The sequence below is a fragment of the Bradyrhizobium sp. CCBAU 51753 genome (assembly GCF_015291565.1).
GTDB classification, from domain to species: Bacteria; Pseudomonadota; Alphaproteobacteria; order Rhizobiales; family Xanthobacteraceae; genus Bradyrhizobium; species Bradyrhizobium ivorense.
Genome location: NZ_CP030037.1, coordinates 4,712,366 through 4,731,682, shown reverse-complemented (window position 1 = coordinate 4,731,682; position 19,317 = coordinate 4,712,366). Strand labels below are relative to the sequence as shown.

The following is a 19,317-nucleotide window of genomic DNA, read 5'->3' as shown; positions in this document are numbered from 1 at the left end:
CCGACCACAAATTCCGGTTCGGACCGACTTGGCGAAAAAGCGGATTTTTCATATTGACGGTGCTACAAGGCCGCCACGGTCCCGTAGCTCAACTGGATAGAGTAGCGGATTTCTACTCCGCGGGTTGCAGGTTCGAATCCTGCCGGGATCGCCACGTCATTTTCCTGCTCCAGTCTTCTCAATGAGTTGCGATTGATTTTGGCTCACCGGGTCGGAAGGTGAGCCAATGCCTGTTCCTGAAATGAGCCGGGCGGCGTCTCTCGCCATCTTCGTTCGGTTCGCCGCCCGGGTGTACCGTTGCGCCTGTGAAATGGACGCCCAACCAAACCAGCTCATGAGCTGGTGATCGGTGGCACCATTCTCAGCTAGATAGGCTGCTGCGGCTTTGCGGAGGCCATGCGACGTGCAACGCGCAGGTAAGCCAGCAGCCCGACAAAGGTCGCGGAAGTGGTTTCCGAAACCAGCCGCCGTAAATGGCTTACCCTGCGAAGTGATCAAAAAGGTGAGATGATTTTTGACTGGCATGGCGTCGATTGCGGCCTGAAGGCGCGGCATAACCTGCACATTAAAACGAATGTCGGTCTTTTGGCGTTCCATCGCAATCATGCCGTCTCGGACATGTTGAAGACCCATCCGGACAACGTCGCAGCGAGACTGACCAGCTTGCAAGAGCAACTCGTAGGCGAGACGCGCCCTTGTGCCGAGGGGGTAGTGCTTCTCGAACTGTTCGCATTCAGACCGCTCCCACGTATGGTGGCCGCCGGTCCGCGGCATCTTGGTCAACATCACTTCGCGAAGAGGATCACTTCTAATCATCTTCAGGGCGAGACAGTGTTCCACCCATCCGCGCAGCGCTTTTACAAGGTTGCGCTGCGCTGCCGGCGTCTTGCGATTGAAGATCTTTTGGAGCGCCACCGAATGCATGCCAGCGACCTGAAAGGCTCCGCACTCCTCGCGAAATCGTTCGAGAAGTGCGCGTCGGCTTGAGCGCGTGCTCTTGCTTAGCACCTTCCAGGATGCGCTTGAATAATAGGACACGATCGCTGCGTTGACGGTGCCCGGTTTAGTCCGACCAGCACCGAGTTGGTCGGCCTGGCGACCACCTTTCGCGGCCTCGTAGGCCGCCATGAACTCGGGCGAACCGGGGTAGCCCCGAAGACGAATCTTCGGCGCCCCGGGGCGCCGGAGATAAAAGACCGCTTTCCCATGGCGGTTGAGATAGCCGTGAACGTTGGGTGGCAGCCTCGACCTCATTTCACGAGATCCCAATCGTCGACCTCGACAGGATCGCTGCTGCGCCCCGCCTGCCCCGACCTGACAACAATCTTCACGCCATCGGGCGTGATGTCGATCCGCTCCACGTCAAGACCTGCCGCCCTAGTGGCCGCGACAGCCCTTACGATCTCGCTTTTTCGGAGTCTCTGGGGTCCGCGGGGCATCACACTGCCACCCCGAACAAAGTACAACCTCTACAACTACGCACCATCGCATCCTCCCCGCCCTTAGGGCGAAACCAGCCAACAAAGGACGGAGTTGCCCCCCGCACCCTGGGGCGAGCTGCGATAGCTCTCGGGGAGTTTAGGCCCCTATTTGGAGTAATTTGGGGTCTTTCCCGCCGAAATGCAATATTCGCTGTCAAAGGGGTGTCAGCGGGCTGAAAGAAACATCATTGGCGACGTCGACCTAGACGCGGGTCAGATCGGCGTCGGCCGTCTGCCGTGACCCTCGCCGCCCATTCCGTCCCTAGTCTAGTTTCTGTCGCGAAACGCCCGGCTTGAGTGGCGCAATCTAAGTTATGCCGATGGATTGGGCACAAAATGCCCGTGGCTGCAGGGATCGGCAAGCTCCGAAGGGAGATTTTCGGGCCCTGGTTTCGGTATTGAGCAGCGGGGTTTCAGATCAAGAGGCGTTGAGCCGCGAGTGGACCTGCGGCTTCGGCGAAGGGGGCACCATGAAGGTCAAGCCGCTTTTTGCCTGCGCGGCAATCGTGCCCCCAGCATTGCCGCAATCCTCATGAGATTGTTGGCGAGCACGGCAGCGCCGACCCACAATTCGAAGCGGTCGCATCCTTCGGCAAGACAGCGCTTCATGCCGCGGCCTCGGAACAGCACCGAGATGCGTCCCTCGATGCCGGCGCGAAAGCGCTGACCATTCTTGAAGACCGCGCTCTTCTCGTACGCTTCACGTCGTCCCGTCCTCTTGCCGCCACGCTGCGGAATGCAGACCACCTTGACGCCGGCGTGCTTGCACGAGGCAAGGTTCTGCTCGCTGAAGAAGCCACGATCCGAGCCGTACAGCTGCGGGGCACGGCCAAAGGCTTGCCTGTGGCGCTGGAGGGAAGATGCCACGTGAACCTCGTCGGGCGGATTGCCTTTCAGCACCTCGTATTGCGTGATCAGGCCCTCCGCGCTTTCGGCGAGGAAGACTTTATGGCCGAACTCGACCGGCGTGCGCACCTTGCCGCGTTTGATCAGGTCGGTATGGGGCTCGAAGATGGAATAAATCTTCTCGTCGGTAGCCACCTGCTCACCAAAGAGCAGACGACGACGTGCCTGATCGATGACACGATCTCCCAGCCCGCAAAAGTGCTCGATCTGCCTGCCCAGTTCCTCAATGGCTATGTCGGCGAACATGTCCTTGCCGCGCATCGCGCGGGTCCTCTCAAGCCCCGCGCGCGCGTTTCCTACGACCTCCTCGGCGATGTCGATGAGCACCCGGTACGTTCGGGTCTGCTGCTCGTGACGCTGCCTCGTCGTCATGCGCTGGATTTCGTACATCCGGCGCCGCGCCGCGCGCGTGCGGTCGCAAAAGCCCTTGATTCTTCGCAATTCCAGCGCTTTGGCCAGACGGCGGACCAAGCGTGTGACGACGCGGACCACATCCCATAGCAACGTGTTGTCGGTCGGATGATGAATGTCGGTCTGCACCACCGTAGTGTCGACCCGCAGCTTCGCGCCGTCCTCCAATCCGAGTTCGACCGCTGCCCGAACCACCAAATCGTTGACCGCTCTCAGCGTTTGCGGGGTCAGACGGATGAAGCCACGCTGAAAGGCGTCATGCTTCGGCACCGGCGCGCAGTAGAAGTCGGTGAACTGACGAAGCGTCAATCCATCTGCGATGCGTTCACGCAACTCGCGATAGTCCCAGTTCTTGAGCCGCATCAGAACCAGCGAGCGCAGAACCTGTGTCGCCGTCAATCCGTGACGACCGCTATCGGGCTGCTTCAGGCCACGCACCAGATCCCGCCGGACGCGCTCGACGACGTCCCGCTGGTCGTCGAGAAAGCCGGATATCGCCTCCAGCAGCGGCTCCAGGCGAATGCCCTGATCACATTGCCGCATCAGCTCCCAATCGGCAAAGCTGATCTGTCGCGACGTCGCTCTCACACCGCTCGGCTCTTCTTGCTTTTGGTTGCTTCGGCCCGTTCTCGCTTCAAGGCATTCACGTAGCGCGGCGCGGCCTGCTGCAGCAGCTCCTGCAGGGCGCGTCCGTTGTCCAGACTGCGCTGAACCTCCGGCACAAGCTCTTCCGGCACATAGACCGCAGCGCGACGCCCGTTTACGCGACCGTACAGCACATAACTTTGATGCTGCTCGCCAGACTGGCACGCTGGGCAATTCTTGCGGATGCACCGACTCCGGCGCAGGCTCAGCGAACCCAAAAACGCAGGCCAAAGAGTCGCCGATTCGCTTTGCAGCCAGCGCGCGACATCAGAAGGCGATTCCGAATCAACATGCTTCATATCAAGTATGTGATACCGTGCACATGTGCGCCGCAAGAAAAAACGTACTCGAAAATCGCGCGATAACCCTTATTTTAAAGGGCGAAATGTGTTTCGCGACAGAAACTAGTCTAGCAGGTCAAATGTCCCCCACGAGCCCAGGGGATCATGTGAATAGCCGGGATTGCGCTGCGATTTCACAACGTGCGAATCCCATATGCGTCACCCTACGGTCGATCCGAATCAATTGGCTTGGGAGACTTTTTTGGCGCCATCCCGTACGCTCAGAACGTTCCGCACGCTGCTGACGACATATCGCCTGGACACGCTTCAGAAGGCCTTTGCTCGCCTGGCACCGGCGGCGGTGACGGTGGTCATGTTCGCGGTGTTGTTCCCAACGGAGTTTGCCGATCATTGGGGCAAGGTTGCATCGGCGGCGATCGCTTGGCTGATCGTTGCGCCCATTATCTACGTTTGGGCATTTCGTACGCTCCCACAGGAGCCGAGGTCCGGATACGGGCTCAGCCCGCTCTACACAGTCGCTGGCCGGCAGCAATTCCGCGCCGAGCAGACCTCCATCAAGCGACAGAGCATGCAGCTCTTGTCGCAATCTGCGCAATTGGACGCCGAAATGGCGGGACTAGATCTCACGACGGTACAGGGCCAAAAGAAATTGAGGTTACTTTCACAGAAGAAAATGGAGGTCGACGAGGCGCTAGCGAAACTTAAACCAACCTTGCGCGATGGAATCGGATTCACGACTGATCGATAGCGGCGTACCCCACTATCGAACCAACCGCAGCTTCTTTGGCTTTGCCGGGCGAGACATCCGCCCGCTGGCGCGTCCCGCATTCGAAGTTCAAAAACCGTGAGCAGGCTACGTCGCGATAGAGCTAGGAAACGGCTGAGCGAAGTTCTGTCTCTCGCTCATGACGAGCTGTTCATTGTTATGGTCTGGGCCGTTGACGCCCTGCAATCAGGTCGCGTTGAGGAGGCGAGACCATTCCTCCGCAGCTTTCCTAAGGAAGCCGCTGTTGCCAAATTCGGCGACCGCCTCTTCGTCTACAAATGGGCACTGGAAACATTGGTCAACGAGCTGCTGATCACGCCGAAAAAGGCCGCACCGCAGCATGGTCCGCTCCGTATCCTCGACTGCACCAAGTTCGAGACCGTCGCAACATGTGTCAACATCCTTCGCGAACTCGAGGATGCAGAAGATGGGATGACGCTACAACGATTCAGCGTGCTCGATGTCATGCACAAAATTGGGCATCGGCAGTTCGAGTGGCAACGAGGCTTCTTCAGCTATGCTCAGACCTATCGGGCCCTGACCGTGTACGGTGGAAAGCTAGCAACAGAGCATTTCAAATCAACCAATGAACTCTCCCTCGCGGAATTCTTTATATGCGGGTTTGCGTTCTATGCTCTTTACCAAGAGAAACCCGGCTTGGATGCGCAAGTCGATCTCTCTGAGATCGGGATATCAAGTCGAACGCGCGACGCCGCCCTTACATTACTTTCGGCGCCCCTGCCCGAGATCCGCAAGCACGCAAGCTCTATCAGGCAGGCCATAGGTCGCTCGACAGCCTATCAGCAAAGCATTCTTCGCAAAATGCCCATGGTGATCGTCGAAGGAGTTGTTCGACGCGTTGTGCTGGCTCCATTACCAACGCTGATCTGGCAACGAATGACAGCTGGTCTGTACTACGACCTGGTGGGTGGCGGTCCGCGCATTTGGCGTGAGATCGGTGACAGGTTTGAGGCTTATTGCTTCGAGTTGGTACGCGCGCTGCTCCCCAACGCCAAACCGACTGGCAGCTTCAAATACAAACTCCAGAAGACCTTCGATTCGCCTGATCTATTTCTGCATGCCCCTGACGGCTCCGCGATGGTCGTCGGCGAATGCAAAGCCAAGAAGATGTCTATCGTCGCGAAATTCTCCGATAATCCGCTAGATGACGCTCGGAGCGCGTTCTCAGAGATCATCAAGGGAGCGGTGCAGCTATGGCGCTTCTTCTCCCATTGCCGCCGCAATCCGGCAATCAAGGCGCTTCACCCTGACGCAAGCGGCGTGGTCCTTACTCTGGATCCTTGGTTGGAGGTTTCTAATCACCTTGATCGCGTATTAACAGAGGCTCATAGATGGGCCGACTTCGATCGGGACATTCTTCAGGAAGACAGGCGACCGATCCTGTTTTGCTCGATTGACGATCTCGAAAACACGCTCGAAATCGCCACTGAGGCTTCGCTTTTTGAAGCAATTCGCGCGACATCAAGGCCAGAGTTTCGGGGGTGGCACCTGATCAACGTGCATCAGAAAGTCTCGAATGTGCAGCAGCGCAACCCTTATCCTTTCAGTAATCGAATTGGGGAGATTGTCCCAACCTGGCGGTTGTTTGATCTCGATGCGGTATAGCGGATGTTAGCGCTACGCCGCTACGATCGCTGGAGCGTGGCATCGCGCGCACGTGAGAATCAATCTTGCAACTGCCGTGACGATCTGCCGTGCTTCTCGGCTTGCGTCGTACCTTCACCGAAACCAATGAGGCCCAAATGCCACGTCGCCGCGAGCGTGTTTGCCTCCAAGATGGACTTTGTCTTGATCTCCCTTGGCTGGTGCGGAATCACTTTATTCATCTCACAGTCGGTTGCCGGGGGCGTACGATCAATTGGACTAGAGAAGCTTCGTGTCGAGGCTGAAGAGTGCGAGCTAATCAGTAAGCTCGCGACCATCCAATCAAGAAAGAGCTGTTCACCAAGCTGGCGGCGCATCACTGGACGCTGGCCGATGAGGTCGAGCGGGCGATAACGGCGTCGAAGTAGGAACCCTGAAGGCAAAGAAATTAACGACCCAGCGAAACGATTTTTAGTATCTGGTTATTACGTCCCAGCGGCTTCGATCCTTCTCTTCGTTTCGATATGCTTCGACCGACGGATATGAGCGATCGGCCCCAACCACCAAAACGGAATGGTTCGGAAGAACGGCGAGTCGCACACCGGCGGCATCGTAGATTGTCGTGCCGACCGGGAAAGCTTCAGAGTCATAAACCGATGGCATTGAAGGCACCGTGGCCTTTGCCCAGGGGACCGGCTTCGGCTGAATGAAATTTGTGTGAGCCGATACTATGACCCCGTCGGGCGGCTGCTGCGGTGAAAAGTATGCAGCCACCTGGCTCCATCGAACACTCATTGCGCCTGTGTTCGTTTCGGTAGTCACAAATTCATCGCCATCATGCACGTGCCGCCGTCTCAAGCCGTCCACGTACCAAATGGTCGGATGCGGGCTATGATTATTTTTGACCTGAGCAAAATCAAACAAAGTTCCGCTTTTAGCGACCGCCTCGGACTTTATTTGCGCGGCACGGAGCACTTCCGCTGCCTGCTTCTGAGACGCGCCTGAAAGCAATGCGCTCACGATCGAGAGGGCTGCGGCCTCTCCTAGCAGGGTCCAGCTAGGCGATCCCAGAACACCTACACCAAGCGATCCGCCCCCAAGACTCTTTGCGGCCTGAGCCCGGAGTTTTGCCACCTCCTGCACGCCTTCTTCGTCATAAAGCATGACCTTGAGCAGTGTGAATTTCTCCCCAGACGACATTAGAATGACTGGGTAATTGGTCTCGTTCGACATCGCTGTCCCGTCCCCCGAGAGTGTGAATAGTCCTAAGACTAGCAAGCTCTCAACCTTTAGGAGAGGTCCTCGAGTCGAATTTCGCTGGCCAGACACCGTAGAACCCCCGGCTTGCTCTCCACCATTGGTTGCGGAACATTCTCCTTTCCTCCTGCGGGGTAAGGAAAATGGAATTAATCTTCATATGGATGATCTTCGCAATCATCGTCGCCGTTGCGGCTAACTCCCGAGGTCGAAACGGCGCAGGCTGGTTCGCACTGGCGGTGATCATCTCGCCCTTATTAGCTTTCATTCTGCTGGTCGCGATGCCGGCGCGCACGAGCAACAGCGGCCCTACGTGGATGGAAAAGCATGAGGGAAAAGTCAGGACGTGTCCGTTCTGCGCCGAATACATTCAGCCGAAGGCCATTGTCTGCAAGCACTGCGGCCGCGATCTTTTGGCTAAGGACCCAGCTGTTAGTTCATCATGACGTATTGGACCCGAATAAGCTGCCTTCCGCTGGCAGTAGTGATCGGCTGCACCTCGACCAGTGCAAATGCCGAGGTCACCGGCCTCGTATGCAAGGTCAAATCGCCCCAAGAAGACAGCCCCAGGATCTTTGAAATCACGATCGATCCACAAGAACGCCGTGTTCTCGGATGCTTTCGTGCACCATCATCTCAAATAGTCACGCAGGATTTTTCGGAGATCAATATCGCTGCGGAGTGTCCCATATCGGAGGGCGGCAAGAGAGTGTTTCGGCTCACGCGAGCTACCGGAGCTATTACGGTCTCTGAAACCTTGACCCAACCGATTGTTTCCAAACGAAACTTAAGTGGCGAATGTCAGGTTGGTCAAATACCGCCATCGATTCCAGCAGAGGCTCCTCGTGGTAGGACCGAAGTACCGGAGAACGAACAGACGCGCATCCCCTCAACGCCCGCACCCTCATCAATCCCTCAATTCAATGCGCCGCCGCTCGATCCGCCCGCCCCTCGCGCGCTACAGAGATTAAGCGACGGACGCGTAGCAGACATAATCAACGAGCAATTTGGCCGAATCTGTCGGGCGAAAACTGAAGGATGGTTTTCAAAGACCCTTCGACTGGACTGGACTTCAGAAACCAAGATATTCCACGCGATGACAGTGCTTGCTGCGATAGGGGAATCGAAAGAGAAAATCTATGAAGCAGGCATTCGCTACTTGAAGTTTCCGAATGATGCTGGCGGGTATAATGTGATTGATTGGAAGACTGGCGATAAGTCTTCCACTAGTGAGAACGCGCCATACTACTTTCCGAAGTAGCCGCACGCCGACTAAGTCGAGAATGCTTGCCGGTCACCGCTAGACTTCGCCATGCTCGTCTTGCTATTCGTAAGCCAATGTCTAATTGCAGACGGCCGAATCCGCGACCGGGGTGAGAGACAACGATCTCAAAGCTGGCCTTGCCGACGAACTCGTCGCGCGCCCAAATTTGTTCGGCCGTCTTCTGCAATGCAGGGGCGTAAGGGATCGCCGACTACGGTCATACGACCGTCTGACGCTTCGCGATCTTCGCGATGGTTGCGCGGCTGCAGCCTGTCGCATGCTGGATTGTGGTCCAGGTCTGCTTGGCCTTCAACATGCTGGCGATAGCTGTGTTGCGCTCCGTGTCTTCCTGCCTGCCCTTATACCTGCCCTCGGCCTTTGCCTTGGCTTGTCCGTCTGCCTGGCGACGGCGGCGATCATCGTAATCCTTCCGCGCGACGGCCGCGAGCATGTCGAGCAACATGGCGTTGATCGCCTCGAACATACGGCCGGTGAACTCATCGATTGTGCTGGTTGCCATGGACCAGGACGTGGGTAGATCAAGCGCGACCACGCGCAAATGCCGTGCAGCCAGCTCGGCCTTTAGGCGTTGCCAGTCGGCTGAAGTCAGACGTGACAGGCGGTCGACCTGCTCGACTAGCAGGATGTCACCATGCTGAGCATCACCGAGCAGCTTGAACAGCTCCGGACGGGCGAGTTTGGCCCCGCTCTCATTCTCGATGTACCAGGCGGCCACGGTAAGTCCGCGCTCTGCCACGAAGGCCTTGAGCTGGCCGCGAGCACGCGTTGCATCCTGTTCGTCGGTGCTAGCGCGGAGATAGGCCCGTACAAACATGAGTGATCCCACCAGTTCATTTAGAATGGTTCACATCATAGCAGTTCATTTTGGATAGTCAAAGAAGGTCATTGAACCGGCATTGAGGCTGGTTTCATTAAAGCACACCCAAAATGCACCAATGCGCGGAGAACCGGATGGCGGATGGCCCGCCGAAGTTCCCCGCTTCGCCTGGTGCGAAGGCCCGGTCGACTGCAGCAACACCACGCCGACGACATCCAACCGTTTCCCGCGGGGGCCATCGCGGCCCTTCCGTCTCGCGTCCACTTGGTTTGATAGCCCTCGACACCTCGCGCAAGCGACAACGCGTAGTTGCCCCCAGCGGACCTTTCTCCTACGCTGCAGCATTGTTTGGGAGGCCTCATGGGGGCGGTGACCAGCATCCGGCCAACGCTGTCACTCGATGATGAGTTCGCCAATTTTAATATGCGCGAAGAGCTCGAGCGTGAGCTGGAGCAACGTTTGCGCGAAGTCGACGTGGACGCCAGGCCGGCGCTGAAAGCCTTTCAGCCAGCCGCCGATGATGATCAGCTCTCGCTGATCCATGCGCCACACCAGACGATCCGCCTGATCGCGCCCGCCGGATCGGGCAAGACTCAGACGATCATCAATCGCGTGCTGCACCTGGCCAAAAAGGGCACGCGGCCTGACCGCATCCTTTGTCTGACTTTCGACAACTCAGCCGCGCACGCGCTCAGGGAGAGAATCAGCGAGCAGCTCGCCGCTCTATCGACACCCCACCAGAATTTCCACATCAGCACATTGAACGCCTTCGGCTACAAGCTGCTCCGGGATCACTTCTCCGCAGAGCACAAACAGATCATCGAAGCGCGTCGCGACTGGCGGCTGATCAAGGAAATCAAGGAAATACTAGCGTCGACGGACGAAGGCCGGAAACGCCATGACGCCCTCCCCGCCTCACTGCGATTCCGGTTCTATAGTGAATTCTTCGGCCTACTCAAGAATGCGCTGTTCGATCCACGCGCCGCGTCGCCACAAAAATTCGCAGACTTCATGCTCTCGAGCAAGGCGGCTGAGGTCTTCTTTCAGCTAGGTTCCACATCCGACGCCAAGAAGCTTGTCATCCAAGCTGTATTCTGGCTGTTCAAGGAATACGAACTCCGTTTGCAGCGTGAGCGGCGCATGGATTTCGACGACCAGAAGCTCCGGGCCGTCAGATGCCTTGAGACGTCGGCTGATGTCCTGGCTCTCGTGCAGCGCCAATTCGACGAGATCATTGTCGACGAATTCCAGGACATCAATGAGCTGGATTTCGCTTTCGTTTCCCTGATCGCTCGACGCTCCAGGCTCGTTATCACGGGAGACGACGACCAAGCCATCTACGGCTTCCGCGGTTGCACGCCTCGTTACATCATCGAACTGGAGAAGCACCTTGGCCGAACGGTCGAGAGCTTCGAGCTCAAACGCAACTACCGCTGCCCCCGGAACATCGTAGACCATGCCACCCGCCTGATCCGGCATAACCAATGGCGGATTGAGAAGAAGCCGATCGCCGATCGAACGGACGACGCCTCGATCAAGGTCATTGCCTCCACGACGGCCACTGCAGAGGCAAAAATGATCGCCACAACGATCGACCGGGTTCGTCGACGCAACACGGATCTCAGGTACGCCGACTTTGCGGTCCTCTACCGCACCAATGCACAGAGCCTTCCGATCCAATTGCAGTTCATATTGCGCGACATCCCTTACAATGTGAGAGAACAAGACAACATCTTGCACAACAATGAGCTAGAGAAACTGCTTGGTATTCTGCGCGCAAAGCTTGCCTTGAACAAAGGGCAGCGACCAAGTGGCACGGACGTGGTCCAAAGCCTGAAGTCGTATTTTCAGTTCCTGGACGAGCGCGTCGTCGTCAGGCTCGAGCACGCCTTCGAGGATGCTTCTTCCTTCAGTGACGCGCTTTCCAGCAGGCCCGTTCTGGCGCTTCTGCCCAAACTCAGAGAAAGCCGCTTCGCGGCCGCCATGCAGGAGGTCGTCAAGGCTCCTTCCCTGTTTAAGACCCTTGATATCTTAGCGAGCGACTTCCGTGGTCTACGCGGAATGGTCGGTAGCCTGGAAGACGTCGTTGATAACGAAGTACCCCTTGGTGAAGTCTACGAGCTCGCAGCGAGCTTCCGGGGACGCGTCGACGCCTTCGTCGAGACAGTCGATAGCGCGCTCAAACGCGCAAAGGAGGCTAGGTCGGGCAAGGAAAAGGACGGCGTCGCGCTCGCGACTTATTTCAAGGCAAAGGGGCTCCAATGGCACACGGTCATTTTGACCAGCTGCAACGAGGGTCTCATCCCACACAAGCGTGCGCCCGTCGAAGACGAGCGACGACTGTTTTACGTTGCACTCACCCGAGCCTCGTCGAACCTCGTCGTCAGTTACCTCAAAACCTCCTGTAAGACCCGCGTCGTTCCCAGCACATTCCTCGGGCAGGCCGGCCTGCATGTCTAGTTCCTACAGCCGTCGTTGTCGCGGCTGCGACAGGTGGATCTCCATGCGGCAGATGCCGCATGGGCAATGGGTGGCCTTTGAAAACAACGAGCCGCACAGGTGCGATAGCTTAATGCCACCCCGGCAGCAGCCCTCGTCGCCGCTGCAACTCAAACCCGTTGAGCCGCTCGAATTCCCGGACATCAATATTCCCGAAGACCATGTGCGGCACCCTGCGCCGGTACCCGGGCCAGCGCCGCGACTGTCCCCGGTTCAACCCCGTCCCACCCAGCCAAAAGATGCGCCAAGCGCGCCATTACCGCCGGATAGGCCCAGCCGTTCGCCGCCTTCTCGCCAGCTGGCGCCCGCCCCCCGGCAACCTTTGCCTCAACGCGAGGCCCCGCCCGCTGAAGCCGTCGTCGCGTCCTCGCGCAAGCCTGCCGGGGCTCAATCGGTTGGAGTGCTTCAGGCCGCGGCGACGATAATGTTCACCGGGTATGTCTTCATCGGCGTCCTGCATTCGATCGCCTTCTCACTTTTCGTCAGCCGGGTGACCTGCGTGACGACTACCAAGACCATCATCTCCATCTTCTGCAATACCGGCTTGGGAATCTCTCATCTTGTCGCGGTGCTCGGCTGGCCGTTCTATTGGCTATAGATTCCTGTGAATACGCACATTTCGCCGACCTGAAAATTGAAGAACTAGTTGCCGCGAGACTATTCGACTTCTACGTGCAGTTTTAATTTGCGGGTGCTGAACCTCGATCAGAGTATCCATGCGGCTGACGAAGCAATGCTTGGATGCCAATTATGGGGCGCCAAGGGAAGATAGATGAACACCGACATTGACACAGGGGGAGCCAATTCCTCCTACAAGGGCTACGCCTATCAGAAGCTGGTGACTGTTTGGGTCGCCCTGGAACTGATGTTCGGCCCAAACGCCAGCGCCAGCGAAATCATCGTCGAGCCCGCTTCGCACGATGACGTCAAGGCCAAGCTGATCGTACCTGAGGAAGATGCCGACGGCGAGCTGAAGATCGAGGCTGGGCACGAGCTCCACGTTCAGATCAAATTCAAAGGTGCCGGCTACTGGAGCGCTCAGAACTTCGCTGACGTGGTGAACGACAGACCGAAAACGGGCAAGCGGGGTCCAGCGCCGCGGGCTCGCGCGAAATCCCTCCTGCTCAAGGACGCGAGCCGTCGCTACGTCCTCATCACCAACACCAGCGTCGACGACGTACTCGCTAAGGGCCGCATTAAGAACCCAGGAGATCAAGCCGATCCGTCATTCTTGCCGACCAATTTGAATCTCGACGCCAAGGGGGCAGCCGCTCTGAAAGGTCGGTTTGCCTTGATCGAGCAAATGACGCCGGACGAAACGCGTCGTCAGGTTGACAAACTTCTCACCGGTTTCTTGAATGTTCCGACGCAGAACCTCGATGCTTGCGTCGGGCGGGTTGAGCGGCTGGTCGAGGATCGCTTCCTAGAAGTGCCGGATCCGCTGCGGCGGTCTGATATCGAACGCATCGCCAAGAGCCTTGGGGGCTTGCCTCATTCCGATCCTCGGTTGGCTCACTATGTCGCGCCGGGGAACCGCGCCGAGGTTGATCGGCAGTTGCAGGAGAAAGGCGCGGTCCTGCTCATCGGCCCATCGGGATACGGCAAGTCCCTAACCGCCGAGAGCCTGGCTGACGCCCGGCGCCGAGCTGACCCGCCCTACAAGGTAGTGCGCGAGACTGACGGACTAAGCGAAATTGAAGACGCCTTCAAGTCGCCAGGGCGGGTGCTCTTCCATCTCGAGGACCCTTGGGGCCAGTCCGGCTTGAAGCGCGACGATGCGGCGCGGTGGACGAGCCTCCTGGGGAACTGGCTGCGGGACGCCTCCCCGGCGAAGCAATTTGTCATCACCTCACGAAGCGAGATCTACCGTGAAGCGCTCGGGGAAGCCCCGGCTCCGATTTGGACCGATCGTGCCGTTGTGATCGACGACAGCTCTTACTCGCCGGAAGCTCGCCGCGCTATCCTGCAAGGCAATCTCGAAGCCGCTGGTTCATGGCGCCAAGATCTCGCCCATCAGCACGAGGAGCGTCTTCTTCATGACCTTCGCAGCCCATTCGAAATTGACGGCTTCGCGCGCCAAGTCCGCGCGCTGGCTAAGCCGACCGATGCCCACCTCGACGCGTTGATTGAGCGAGCGCAGAACAATGGCCGACGGCACGTGGTGATGGACCACGTCAAGGGGTTCGGCGACGGCGGCGTACGGGGCGCGGCCGTGCTTTGGGCGCTGCTGCGCTCCTCGAGGCCGATGAAGCGCGACCGATTGATTGAGCTGCGGCGTGCAGTCGAGCGCGTGATCCCTGATTACGTGGCGTTGGACGATCTCGCTGATCATCTAGCACAAACACAGCTTCAGAGAGACGCGACGGACGCACTTCTCGCCCACAGCAAGGTAGCGGAAGCGCTTGAAACCCTGGCCCGTACCCACCCTCGAGCTGCGGAAAAAGCACTGAATGCGGCCGCCCTGGGCGCCTGCACACTCGCCGCGGACGACGCTAGCTGGATCGATGAACTCCAGCGTCTCTTCGACGGCGCGCAGCAACTCGTGGACAAAAACGTCGTCCTGCGAGACGAGGTCGTCGACACCCTCGACGGCTTCCTAATCGACGGGCTCCGGAGCTCGGTCGAGAATCCGAGGCGATTCCGGGTCGCTTGGCAGGCCGCTGAGTTACGGCTGAGCACTCGCTCGGCGATAGGCAAGCTCGTTCACGGGTTGGCCCGCGGCGCACCAAGGGAGACGGACGGGTTCGGCAGTATTTCATGGCTGGCGCCGCAAATGACCGAGGAGGACCGCGCTGCCGTGCTAGCGGCTGACGCGCGGTTTCAGACCGCCCACGGCTTCGTCGCACATATTCTCCCGCACACCCATGAGGACTACGACGCCGATGAACTGCTTCCCTGGCTCAAATCCTTTGGTGTGGACCTGACGGAGGCGTTCCTAGCGGGAGGGGCGGTCGTTTGCGAACTCGCCGAATTCGTGATGAGCGCCGACGCCATTTCGGAGGGGGCCCTGGCGTGGCCTGATCCGCCGTATGACAAGGTCTGGGAACAGATTGAGAAGATGGACGACGCCGTCAAGGCGGCGCTCGAACAATCAGCGGAGGAACGCCGCCAAGCTTGGCAAGGCGAGCTCGATTTTGCCGTTCAACTCGCGATCCAGGACCGCGCCGACGCTGAGGGCCCCTCCGTCGCGCACTACGCCAAGGGATACCTACGGGCCCGTCGCCGTCAGGAAGGATTCGAGTGGATCCCTGGTCATCCCAGGCCTGAGATGATCCTCTCGATCTGGGCAGAAGCCATGCGCTACAACGAGCCGGAAACGACAGAAGCCGAACTTGATGCCTTCTTCTTCTCTGCTGGTGACGACGATTGGCTGCAGGCCATCGGACTGCAGGTGATCGGCGAACGTCGGTTGGAGTTCGCTCGCCATCGCATCGAGGCGGCGCTGCGAAGCGGAGGCCCCAACTCTGTGGACGCCGCCGTCCGAGCTCTCAGATGGCTGGAGGGTGACGACTTCGGTCAGAGCGGTAAGGCCTCGGCGGAGTCGATCCTGCTCGCTCTAATCAAGGATCTGCCGCCAGCCCGCGCGGCGCGACTCGCTCCGTTCATCGTTAGCCATGAGTTCGGCCCGAAGAAAAGGGCTCTGGCTGGCCGCGTCGTGGTGGCTGCGGGAGCTGCAAAGGCGGCCGTCCAGCTCGCCCTCGCCGATAGCCTCAAGGCGAACGACGAAACGTTGATCAAGGTATTCCGTCAACTGCCAGCGGGTGAAGCCGATGCCTTGATCGTCGACGGCCCGCGACCTCTGGCCCGGCGTCTCCTCATGATCTCCGCCGCCGAAGGCTTGGATGTCGTTTCGACCGCCACCGCCTGGACCGCATATGACGACAAGCACGATGCCCAAGCGGCCGTCCGCGCACTCAGCTTTTTACAATGCGAAGGAGCAGACGATGTGATTGAGAAGGCGCTCAAACACGAGGACTACGAGGTCAGGCGCAGTGCAATCGAGGTCCTGGCACCGCGGGCCGAGGGACCGCGCAGATTGCGCTTACTGAACATCGCCAACGACCGAAGCGCACCCGTGCGTGCTGCTCTGGCGGAGGTTATTGGCGAGCACGAGTGGACCGATGGTCTCCCAACGCTGCTAACCCTGCTCGGCGACACCCGCAACTATGCCCGCCATCCCGAGCAGCAACGGAGGGAGGAGCCGGAGTACCACGTTGCGCGGGCTGCCGCCGATGCCCTGGGTAAGCTTGAGCCCCTACCCGCCGAAATTGTCGAGCGCATTATCGCCGTTCTAGATGGGCGCCCGACCGGACCAGTCGACGTGGAGGTCGACGCACGGCTCCTGGGACTGCTGAGGCGGCCTGACGACCTTCGGATCTGGGCGACGCTTGAGCGAGGCCTGGAAGACAACCATGTCGTCGGCGAGTCCAGTGAGAACCTCTATCCAATCCGCTACGCCGCGGCGTGGAGTATCGTCTACAGGCTTAGCACTCACCGGACCCAGGTTCAGCACGCCCCTTGGACCGCGCTCGCCAAGGCGGCAGAGCACGTTGACCCACAACTTGCGGCGCCAGCCCTGCTGGCCTTGGGCGACAAGCTTGCGGCCGAGGCTGATGGGTTGGCCTTGGATACCCTCCGCGGCGAGCACGCCACGCCGGCGAGGATAGCCCTCGCACTGGCGATGATCGACGATCCCGCTCAAGCCCGTTCACTCGCTGAGAAACACGATCTGCTTCCGGCAGGTCACCCGTTGTTCGACTCTGTCGACGATACTTCGGCCGGCTCGACCGCACGCAATCACTGGCCTCTCTCTCTTAGAGGGCGATCGTGGCTAGAGCAACTGCACGGCGGCAACGATGTTGAAGACGTCCTCCTGTGGCTGATGTCTAAGCGCACCGGGTTGGATCTCGCCCCGGAGGATCTCGATCCCGAGGTCTTACGGCGGCAAAAATCGATCCCGCTGACGACGACCGCAGAATTATTCGGTATGGAGTGACCACTAGCGCTTGCGCACCATCACGGGCTATCGGCCGGCTTCACCCTGCATCGATTGTGCCTAGGGTCCAACCTTTGGCGACAGCGTCTGCGTACGCCTTGCTAAACGCTGGTCGCAATCCCAACGACCAAATTCAATCCGTGCCGCGCTAGAGGATCAGGACCTCGGCGGCCCGCCTTGCGAAGTGCTCACTCCAGGCGTCGTGTCCATCGACTGCTCAACACCAGCGAGGTACCTTTCAAGTTCATCGTTCAGTTTTGCACCATCTTTTCCGTGATGAATTAATCGGTGACAAGTCGGACAAACCGCGCCTACAGACGAGGGGTGATCCGGCCCGCCATCGGCGACTCGCTTGGTATGGTGAGGCTCAAGATATGGACTGCCATCCTTCTTCAGAAATGGCGCTTCCCGTTTGCATGCTTCACAAACGCCACTGGCCCGCCTAAGCACGTATGTCTTTACCTTTAGGCTGCGGGCGTAGTAGGTGCGCGGCGATTCCTTCGAAGGCACTTTTGGTGAGGCTGCCGCAGCGAGCGCTAGAGCACGCAATTCAGCGAGCGGCTTCTCTTGAAGCTGTATCTCCTCCTCGCTTGTTTCCGGTAAGGGCTGAGCTTCGATGATCGGTACAAGCTCGAAGACGATTGCTTTCCGCAGATTCCCTTTTCGATCCGGAGCGTTAAGCGTTTCCCACCCCGCAAACGCGAAGCACCCAATATAGCGATAGCTGCCCTTCGACGTGGTCGCTTCAAACAACAAAAGATCTTGGCCACCACCCATGTGGTCACGGATCGCTCGATTGCCACGAACGAACATCATATCGCCAGTTTGCCCCTCGCCCGTGTACGCGAATGCGCCATCAGATCGCCAACCATCAGAGTAGCCAAACTGCTCACCGGAAGCTCCTGTGAACAAAAACACGAACGGGCATCCGCTGGGAGTTGCTATCCCGCCGCGCTCCTGACCGCCGAAAACCTGATGGATATCGCGCTGACGATGATAGAGCTTGCCGACCTCGAAGGGAATGCCAGCTGGTCGCGCGTTCTCAGGATCTGGGACACTGAAATTCAGATCTCGAAGCCGCTTGGCTACTGTTCTGTCTCCGCCGCTAAAATCGCCAGGCAAGAGCGCTTCAAAACCGTTGCCGAGCTTTCCGTGCGCAGCACCGGCGATCGCCTTGCTATCGTATTGCTTCCCATCATGCTCGAGGAAATAGCTCCGAGATCTTCGGAATCCGTACTTTTTCAAAAATGCATCGCGGCCCAACTCATCAAATTCACCGATAGCACTCAGAACCGAAGTTGGCGTTAAATCAGCAAGCGGCAAAGGTTCCCCCCAATCTAAGCATGTCGGCAGAGTTGCATTATTTGCCTCACCTGCCCAATTTGCAATCGGACTGGACGGCAGCGAGTAATCGAATGCGACAAGGACTGAGCAGCGTTGGCTGGGTCGACCGTGAGCTAGTGGACACCCGGCTCGAGTTGGTGCGGAGACCGGCCGCTTCCGCCGATGCCACGCTTACGCGCCCCCCGGATAGAGCCCCTCAAGCTGCTGGGCTATCTGGACGTCCTCGAGGCTCGGCTGGCTGTTACCGCCCCGAACTTGATTTCCCGCATCACCCTCGCCCGCTGCGCGACCTATTTCGCGGATGATGTTGGCGTTGGCTCAGGCCAACACCAACATCGACGGGCTTGGCAGAAGGGGCATCCGAAACTTGGGTAGCGGCAGCTCAGGCACCACCAATTTGCGCTCGCTTTCGCTTTGTGGTTGAGTTCTCGTGGCGACGAGCGGAGGAGCGCAATGAGTTGGCTGTCAGAGGCAGCGCACGATCAAACAAAAGCGGCTGTCTTTGCCGCAATCGTTGCCTTCATTATAGGCCTAAGCAGCTCCTTCGTTGCTTTGATCATCGGTTGGCGGCAAGGAACATCTGCCCGACTCTCGGCCCAGGCGGCAAAGTCTTCGGCGGAGGCCGCAATCCTAACCGCGAGATCCGCTGGCGATCGGGCCATTGCAACAATGCGGATTCAATGGGTGCACGACTTGCGCAAGGTGCTGTCCGAGTATCATTCGATACTTGTAAGCTTTAACACTTCAGACAACGCTGATTACCGGAAGATCGCGGAGGTGGGAACGCAGCTCGATCTAATGCTGAACTTGGATGAGGAAGAGCAACGCGAGCTGTGGGAAGTCGCAGAAGAGGTCTTCAAGACCAAGGACAAGGGCGAGCGCGTTGCGCTTGATCCTAAACTCATGGCAGCCGGGAGACGCGTCCTTAAAAAGGAATGGCGGCGCATTAAGTTGGAGCTGCGCGGGACAAATTGACTTTTGAGGCAGGGCTCCGCACCACGAG

The 19,317-nt window shown here is 58.6% G+C and carries 14 protein-coding genes and 1 tRNA gene; 9 read left to right on the top strand and 6 right to left on the bottom strand.

Annotated elements, in window-relative coordinates; all coding sequences use genetic code 11:
- Positions 1 to 77: 77 nt before the first annotated feature.
- Positions 78 to 154 (top strand) — tRNA-Arg (locus tag XH93_RS21420).
- Between the two features lie 2 nt (positions 155 to 156).
- Here XH93_RS21420 and XH93_RS21415 read toward each other — a convergent pair.
- From XH93_RS21415 to XH93_RS21405, 3 genes are all read right to left on the bottom strand, one after another.
- Positions 157 to 1,254 (bottom strand): tyrosine-type recombinase/integrase, encoded by a 1,098-nt coding sequence (locus tag XH93_RS21415; protein ID WP_194469055.1) that lies wholly within the window; start codon positions 1,252 to 1,254, stop codon positions 157 to 159.
- A 704-nt stretch (positions 1,255 to 1,958) separates the two neighbouring features.
- Entirely contained in the window at positions 1,959 to 3,386 is a 1,428-nt protein-coding gene (locus tag XH93_RS21410) for an ISNCY family transposase (protein WP_194469054.1), read from the bottom strand.
- Positions 3,383 to 3,742, bottom strand: coding sequence for a DUF6788 family protein (locus XH93_RS21405; protein WP_194469053.1), 360 nt, complete (start codon positions 3,740 to 3,742; stop codon positions 3,383 to 3,385). Before XH93_RS21405 ends, XH93_RS21410 begins: the two co-directional genes overlap by 4 nt.
- Before the next feature lie 196 nt (positions 3,743 to 3,938).
- Between XH93_RS21405 and XH93_RS21400 the strand changes: the two genes are divergently transcribed.
- On the top strand, positions 3,939 to 4,493 hold the full coding sequence (locus XH93_RS21400) for a hypothetical protein (protein WP_194469052.1): 555 nt from the start codon (positions 3,939 to 3,941) through the stop codon (positions 4,491 to 4,493).
- Positions 4,494 to 4,670: 177 nt separating this feature from the next.
- The gene (locus XH93_RS21395; protein ID WP_194469051.1) at positions 4,671 to 6,137 is read left to right on the top strand and encodes a hypothetical protein; all 1,467 of its coding nucleotides are present in this window, start codon (positions 4,671 to 4,673) and stop codon (positions 6,135 to 6,137) included.
- A gap of 450 nt (positions 6,138 to 6,587) precedes the next feature.
- On the opposite strand, the gene XH93_RS21390 is transcribed toward XH93_RS21395, so the two are convergent.
- The gene (locus XH93_RS21390) at positions 6,588 to 7,349 is read right to left on the bottom strand and encodes a hypothetical protein (protein ID WP_194469050.1); all 762 of its coding nucleotides are present in this window, start codon (positions 7,347 to 7,349) and stop codon (positions 6,588 to 6,590) included.
- Between the two features lie 167 nt (positions 7,350 to 7,516).
- Here XH93_RS21390 and XH93_RS21385 point away from each other — a divergent pair, with 167 nt between their 5' ends.
- Both XH93_RS21385 and XH93_RS21380 read left to right on the top strand, forming a co-directional pair.
- Positions 7,517 to 7,819, top strand: a complete 303-nt coding sequence (locus XH93_RS21385) for a hypothetical protein (RefSeq protein WP_194469049.1) — start codon at positions 7,517 to 7,519, stop codon at positions 7,817 to 7,819.
- Positions 7,816 to 8,634: a hypothetical protein gene (locus XH93_RS21380; protein ID WP_194469048.1), complete on the top strand. Its 819-nt coding sequence runs from the start codon at positions 7,816 to 7,818 to the stop codon at positions 8,632 to 8,634. The genes XH93_RS21385 and XH93_RS21380 overlap by 4 nt, the downstream gene beginning before the upstream one ends.
- Positions 8,635 to 8,854: 220 nt before the next feature.
- Here the strand turns inward: XH93_RS21380 and XH93_RS21375 are convergent, their stop codons facing one another.
- Positions 8,855 to 9,472, bottom strand: a complete 618-nt coding sequence (locus XH93_RS21375) for a recombinase family protein (protein WP_194469047.1) — start codon at positions 9,470 to 9,472, stop codon at positions 8,855 to 8,857.
- 363 nt (positions 9,473 to 9,835) lie between these two features.
- Here XH93_RS21375 and XH93_RS21370 point away from each other — a divergent pair, with 363 nt between their 5' ends.
- From XH93_RS21370 to XH93_RS21360, 3 genes are all read left to right on the top strand, one after another.
- On the top strand, positions 9,836 to 11,935 hold the full coding sequence (locus XH93_RS21370) for an ATP-dependent helicase (protein ID WP_194469046.1): 2,100 nt from the start codon (positions 9,836 to 9,838) through the stop codon (positions 11,933 to 11,935).
- Positions 11,936 to 11,978: 43 nt separating this feature from the next.
- A complete protein-coding gene (locus XH93_RS21365; protein ID WP_194469045.1) occupies positions 11,979 to 12,572 on the top strand; it encodes a hypothetical protein in 594 nt (197 codons plus the stop codon).
- A 174-nt stretch (positions 12,573 to 12,746) separates the two neighbouring features.
- Entirely contained in the window at positions 12,747 to 16,970 is a 4,224-nt protein-coding gene (locus XH93_RS21360; RefSeq protein WP_194469044.1) for a HEAT repeat domain-containing protein, read from the top strand.
- Between the two features lie 156 nt (positions 16,971 to 17,126).
- On the opposite strand, the gene XH93_RS42395 is transcribed toward XH93_RS21360, so the two are convergent.
- The gene (locus XH93_RS42395; RefSeq protein ID WP_246799261.1) at positions 17,127 to 18,293 is read right to left on the bottom strand and encodes an HNH endonuclease signature motif containing protein; all 1,167 of its coding nucleotides are present in this window, start codon (positions 18,291 to 18,293) and stop codon (positions 17,127 to 17,129) included.
- Positions 18,294 to 18,767: 474 nt separating this feature from the next.
- Here XH93_RS42395 and XH93_RS21350 point away from each other — a divergent pair, with 474 nt between their 5' ends.
- Positions 18,768 to 19,289 (top strand): hypothetical protein, encoded by a 522-nt coding sequence (locus XH93_RS21350; RefSeq protein WP_194469043.1) that lies wholly within the window; start codon positions 18,768 to 18,770, stop codon positions 19,287 to 19,289.
- Positions 19,290 to 19,317 lie beyond the last annotated feature (28 nt).

What these genes read in the sequence shown, in the direction of transcription:
- XH93_RS21415 (WP_194469055.1), bottom strand. Translation starts at nt 1,254, where the DNA reads ATGAGGTCGAGGCTGCCACCCAACGTTCACGGCTATCTCAACCGCCAT.
- XH93_RS21405 (WP_194469053.1), bottom strand. Translation starts at nt 3,742, where the DNA reads ATGAAGCATGTTGATTCGGAATCGCCTTCTGATGTCGCGCGCTGGCTG.
- XH93_RS21400 (WP_194469052.1), top strand. Translation starts at nt 3,939, where the DNA reads ATGCGTCACCCTACGGTCGATCCGAATCAATTGGCTTGGGAGACTTTT.
- XH93_RS21395 (WP_194469051.1), top strand. Translation starts at nt 4,671, where the DNA reads ATGGTCTGGGCCGTTGACGCCCTGCAATCAGGTCGCGTTGAGGAGGCG.
- XH93_RS21390 (WP_194469050.1), bottom strand. Translation starts at nt 7,349, where the DNA reads ATGTCGAACGAGACCAATTACCCAGTCATTCTAATGTCGTCTGGGGAG.
- XH93_RS21385 (WP_194469049.1), top strand. Translation starts at nt 7,517, where the DNA reads ATGGAATTAATCTTCATATGGATGATCTTCGCAATCATCGTCGCCGTT.
- XH93_RS21380 (WP_194469048.1), top strand. Translation starts at nt 7,816, where the DNA reads ATGACGTATTGGACCCGAATAAGCTGCCTTCCGCTGGCAGTAGTGATC.
- XH93_RS21375 (WP_194469047.1), bottom strand. Translation starts at nt 9,472, where the DNA reads ATGTTTGTACGGGCCTATCTCCGCGCTAGCACCGACGAACAGGATGCA.
- XH93_RS21370 (WP_194469046.1), top strand. Translation starts at nt 9,836, where the DNA reads ATGGGGGCGGTGACCAGCATCCGGCCAACGCTGTCACTCGATGATGAG.
- XH93_RS21365 (WP_194469045.1), top strand. Translation starts at nt 11,979, where the DNA reads ATGCGGCAGATGCCGCATGGGCAATGGGTGGCCTTTGAAAACAACGAG.
- XH93_RS21360 (WP_194469044.1), top strand. Translation starts at nt 12,747, where the DNA reads ATGAACACCGACATTGACACAGGGGGAGCCAATTCCTCCTACAAGGGC.
- XH93_RS21350 (WP_194469043.1), top strand. Translation starts at nt 18,768, where the DNA reads ATGAGTTGGCTGTCAGAGGCAGCGCACGATCAAACAAAAGCGGCTGTC.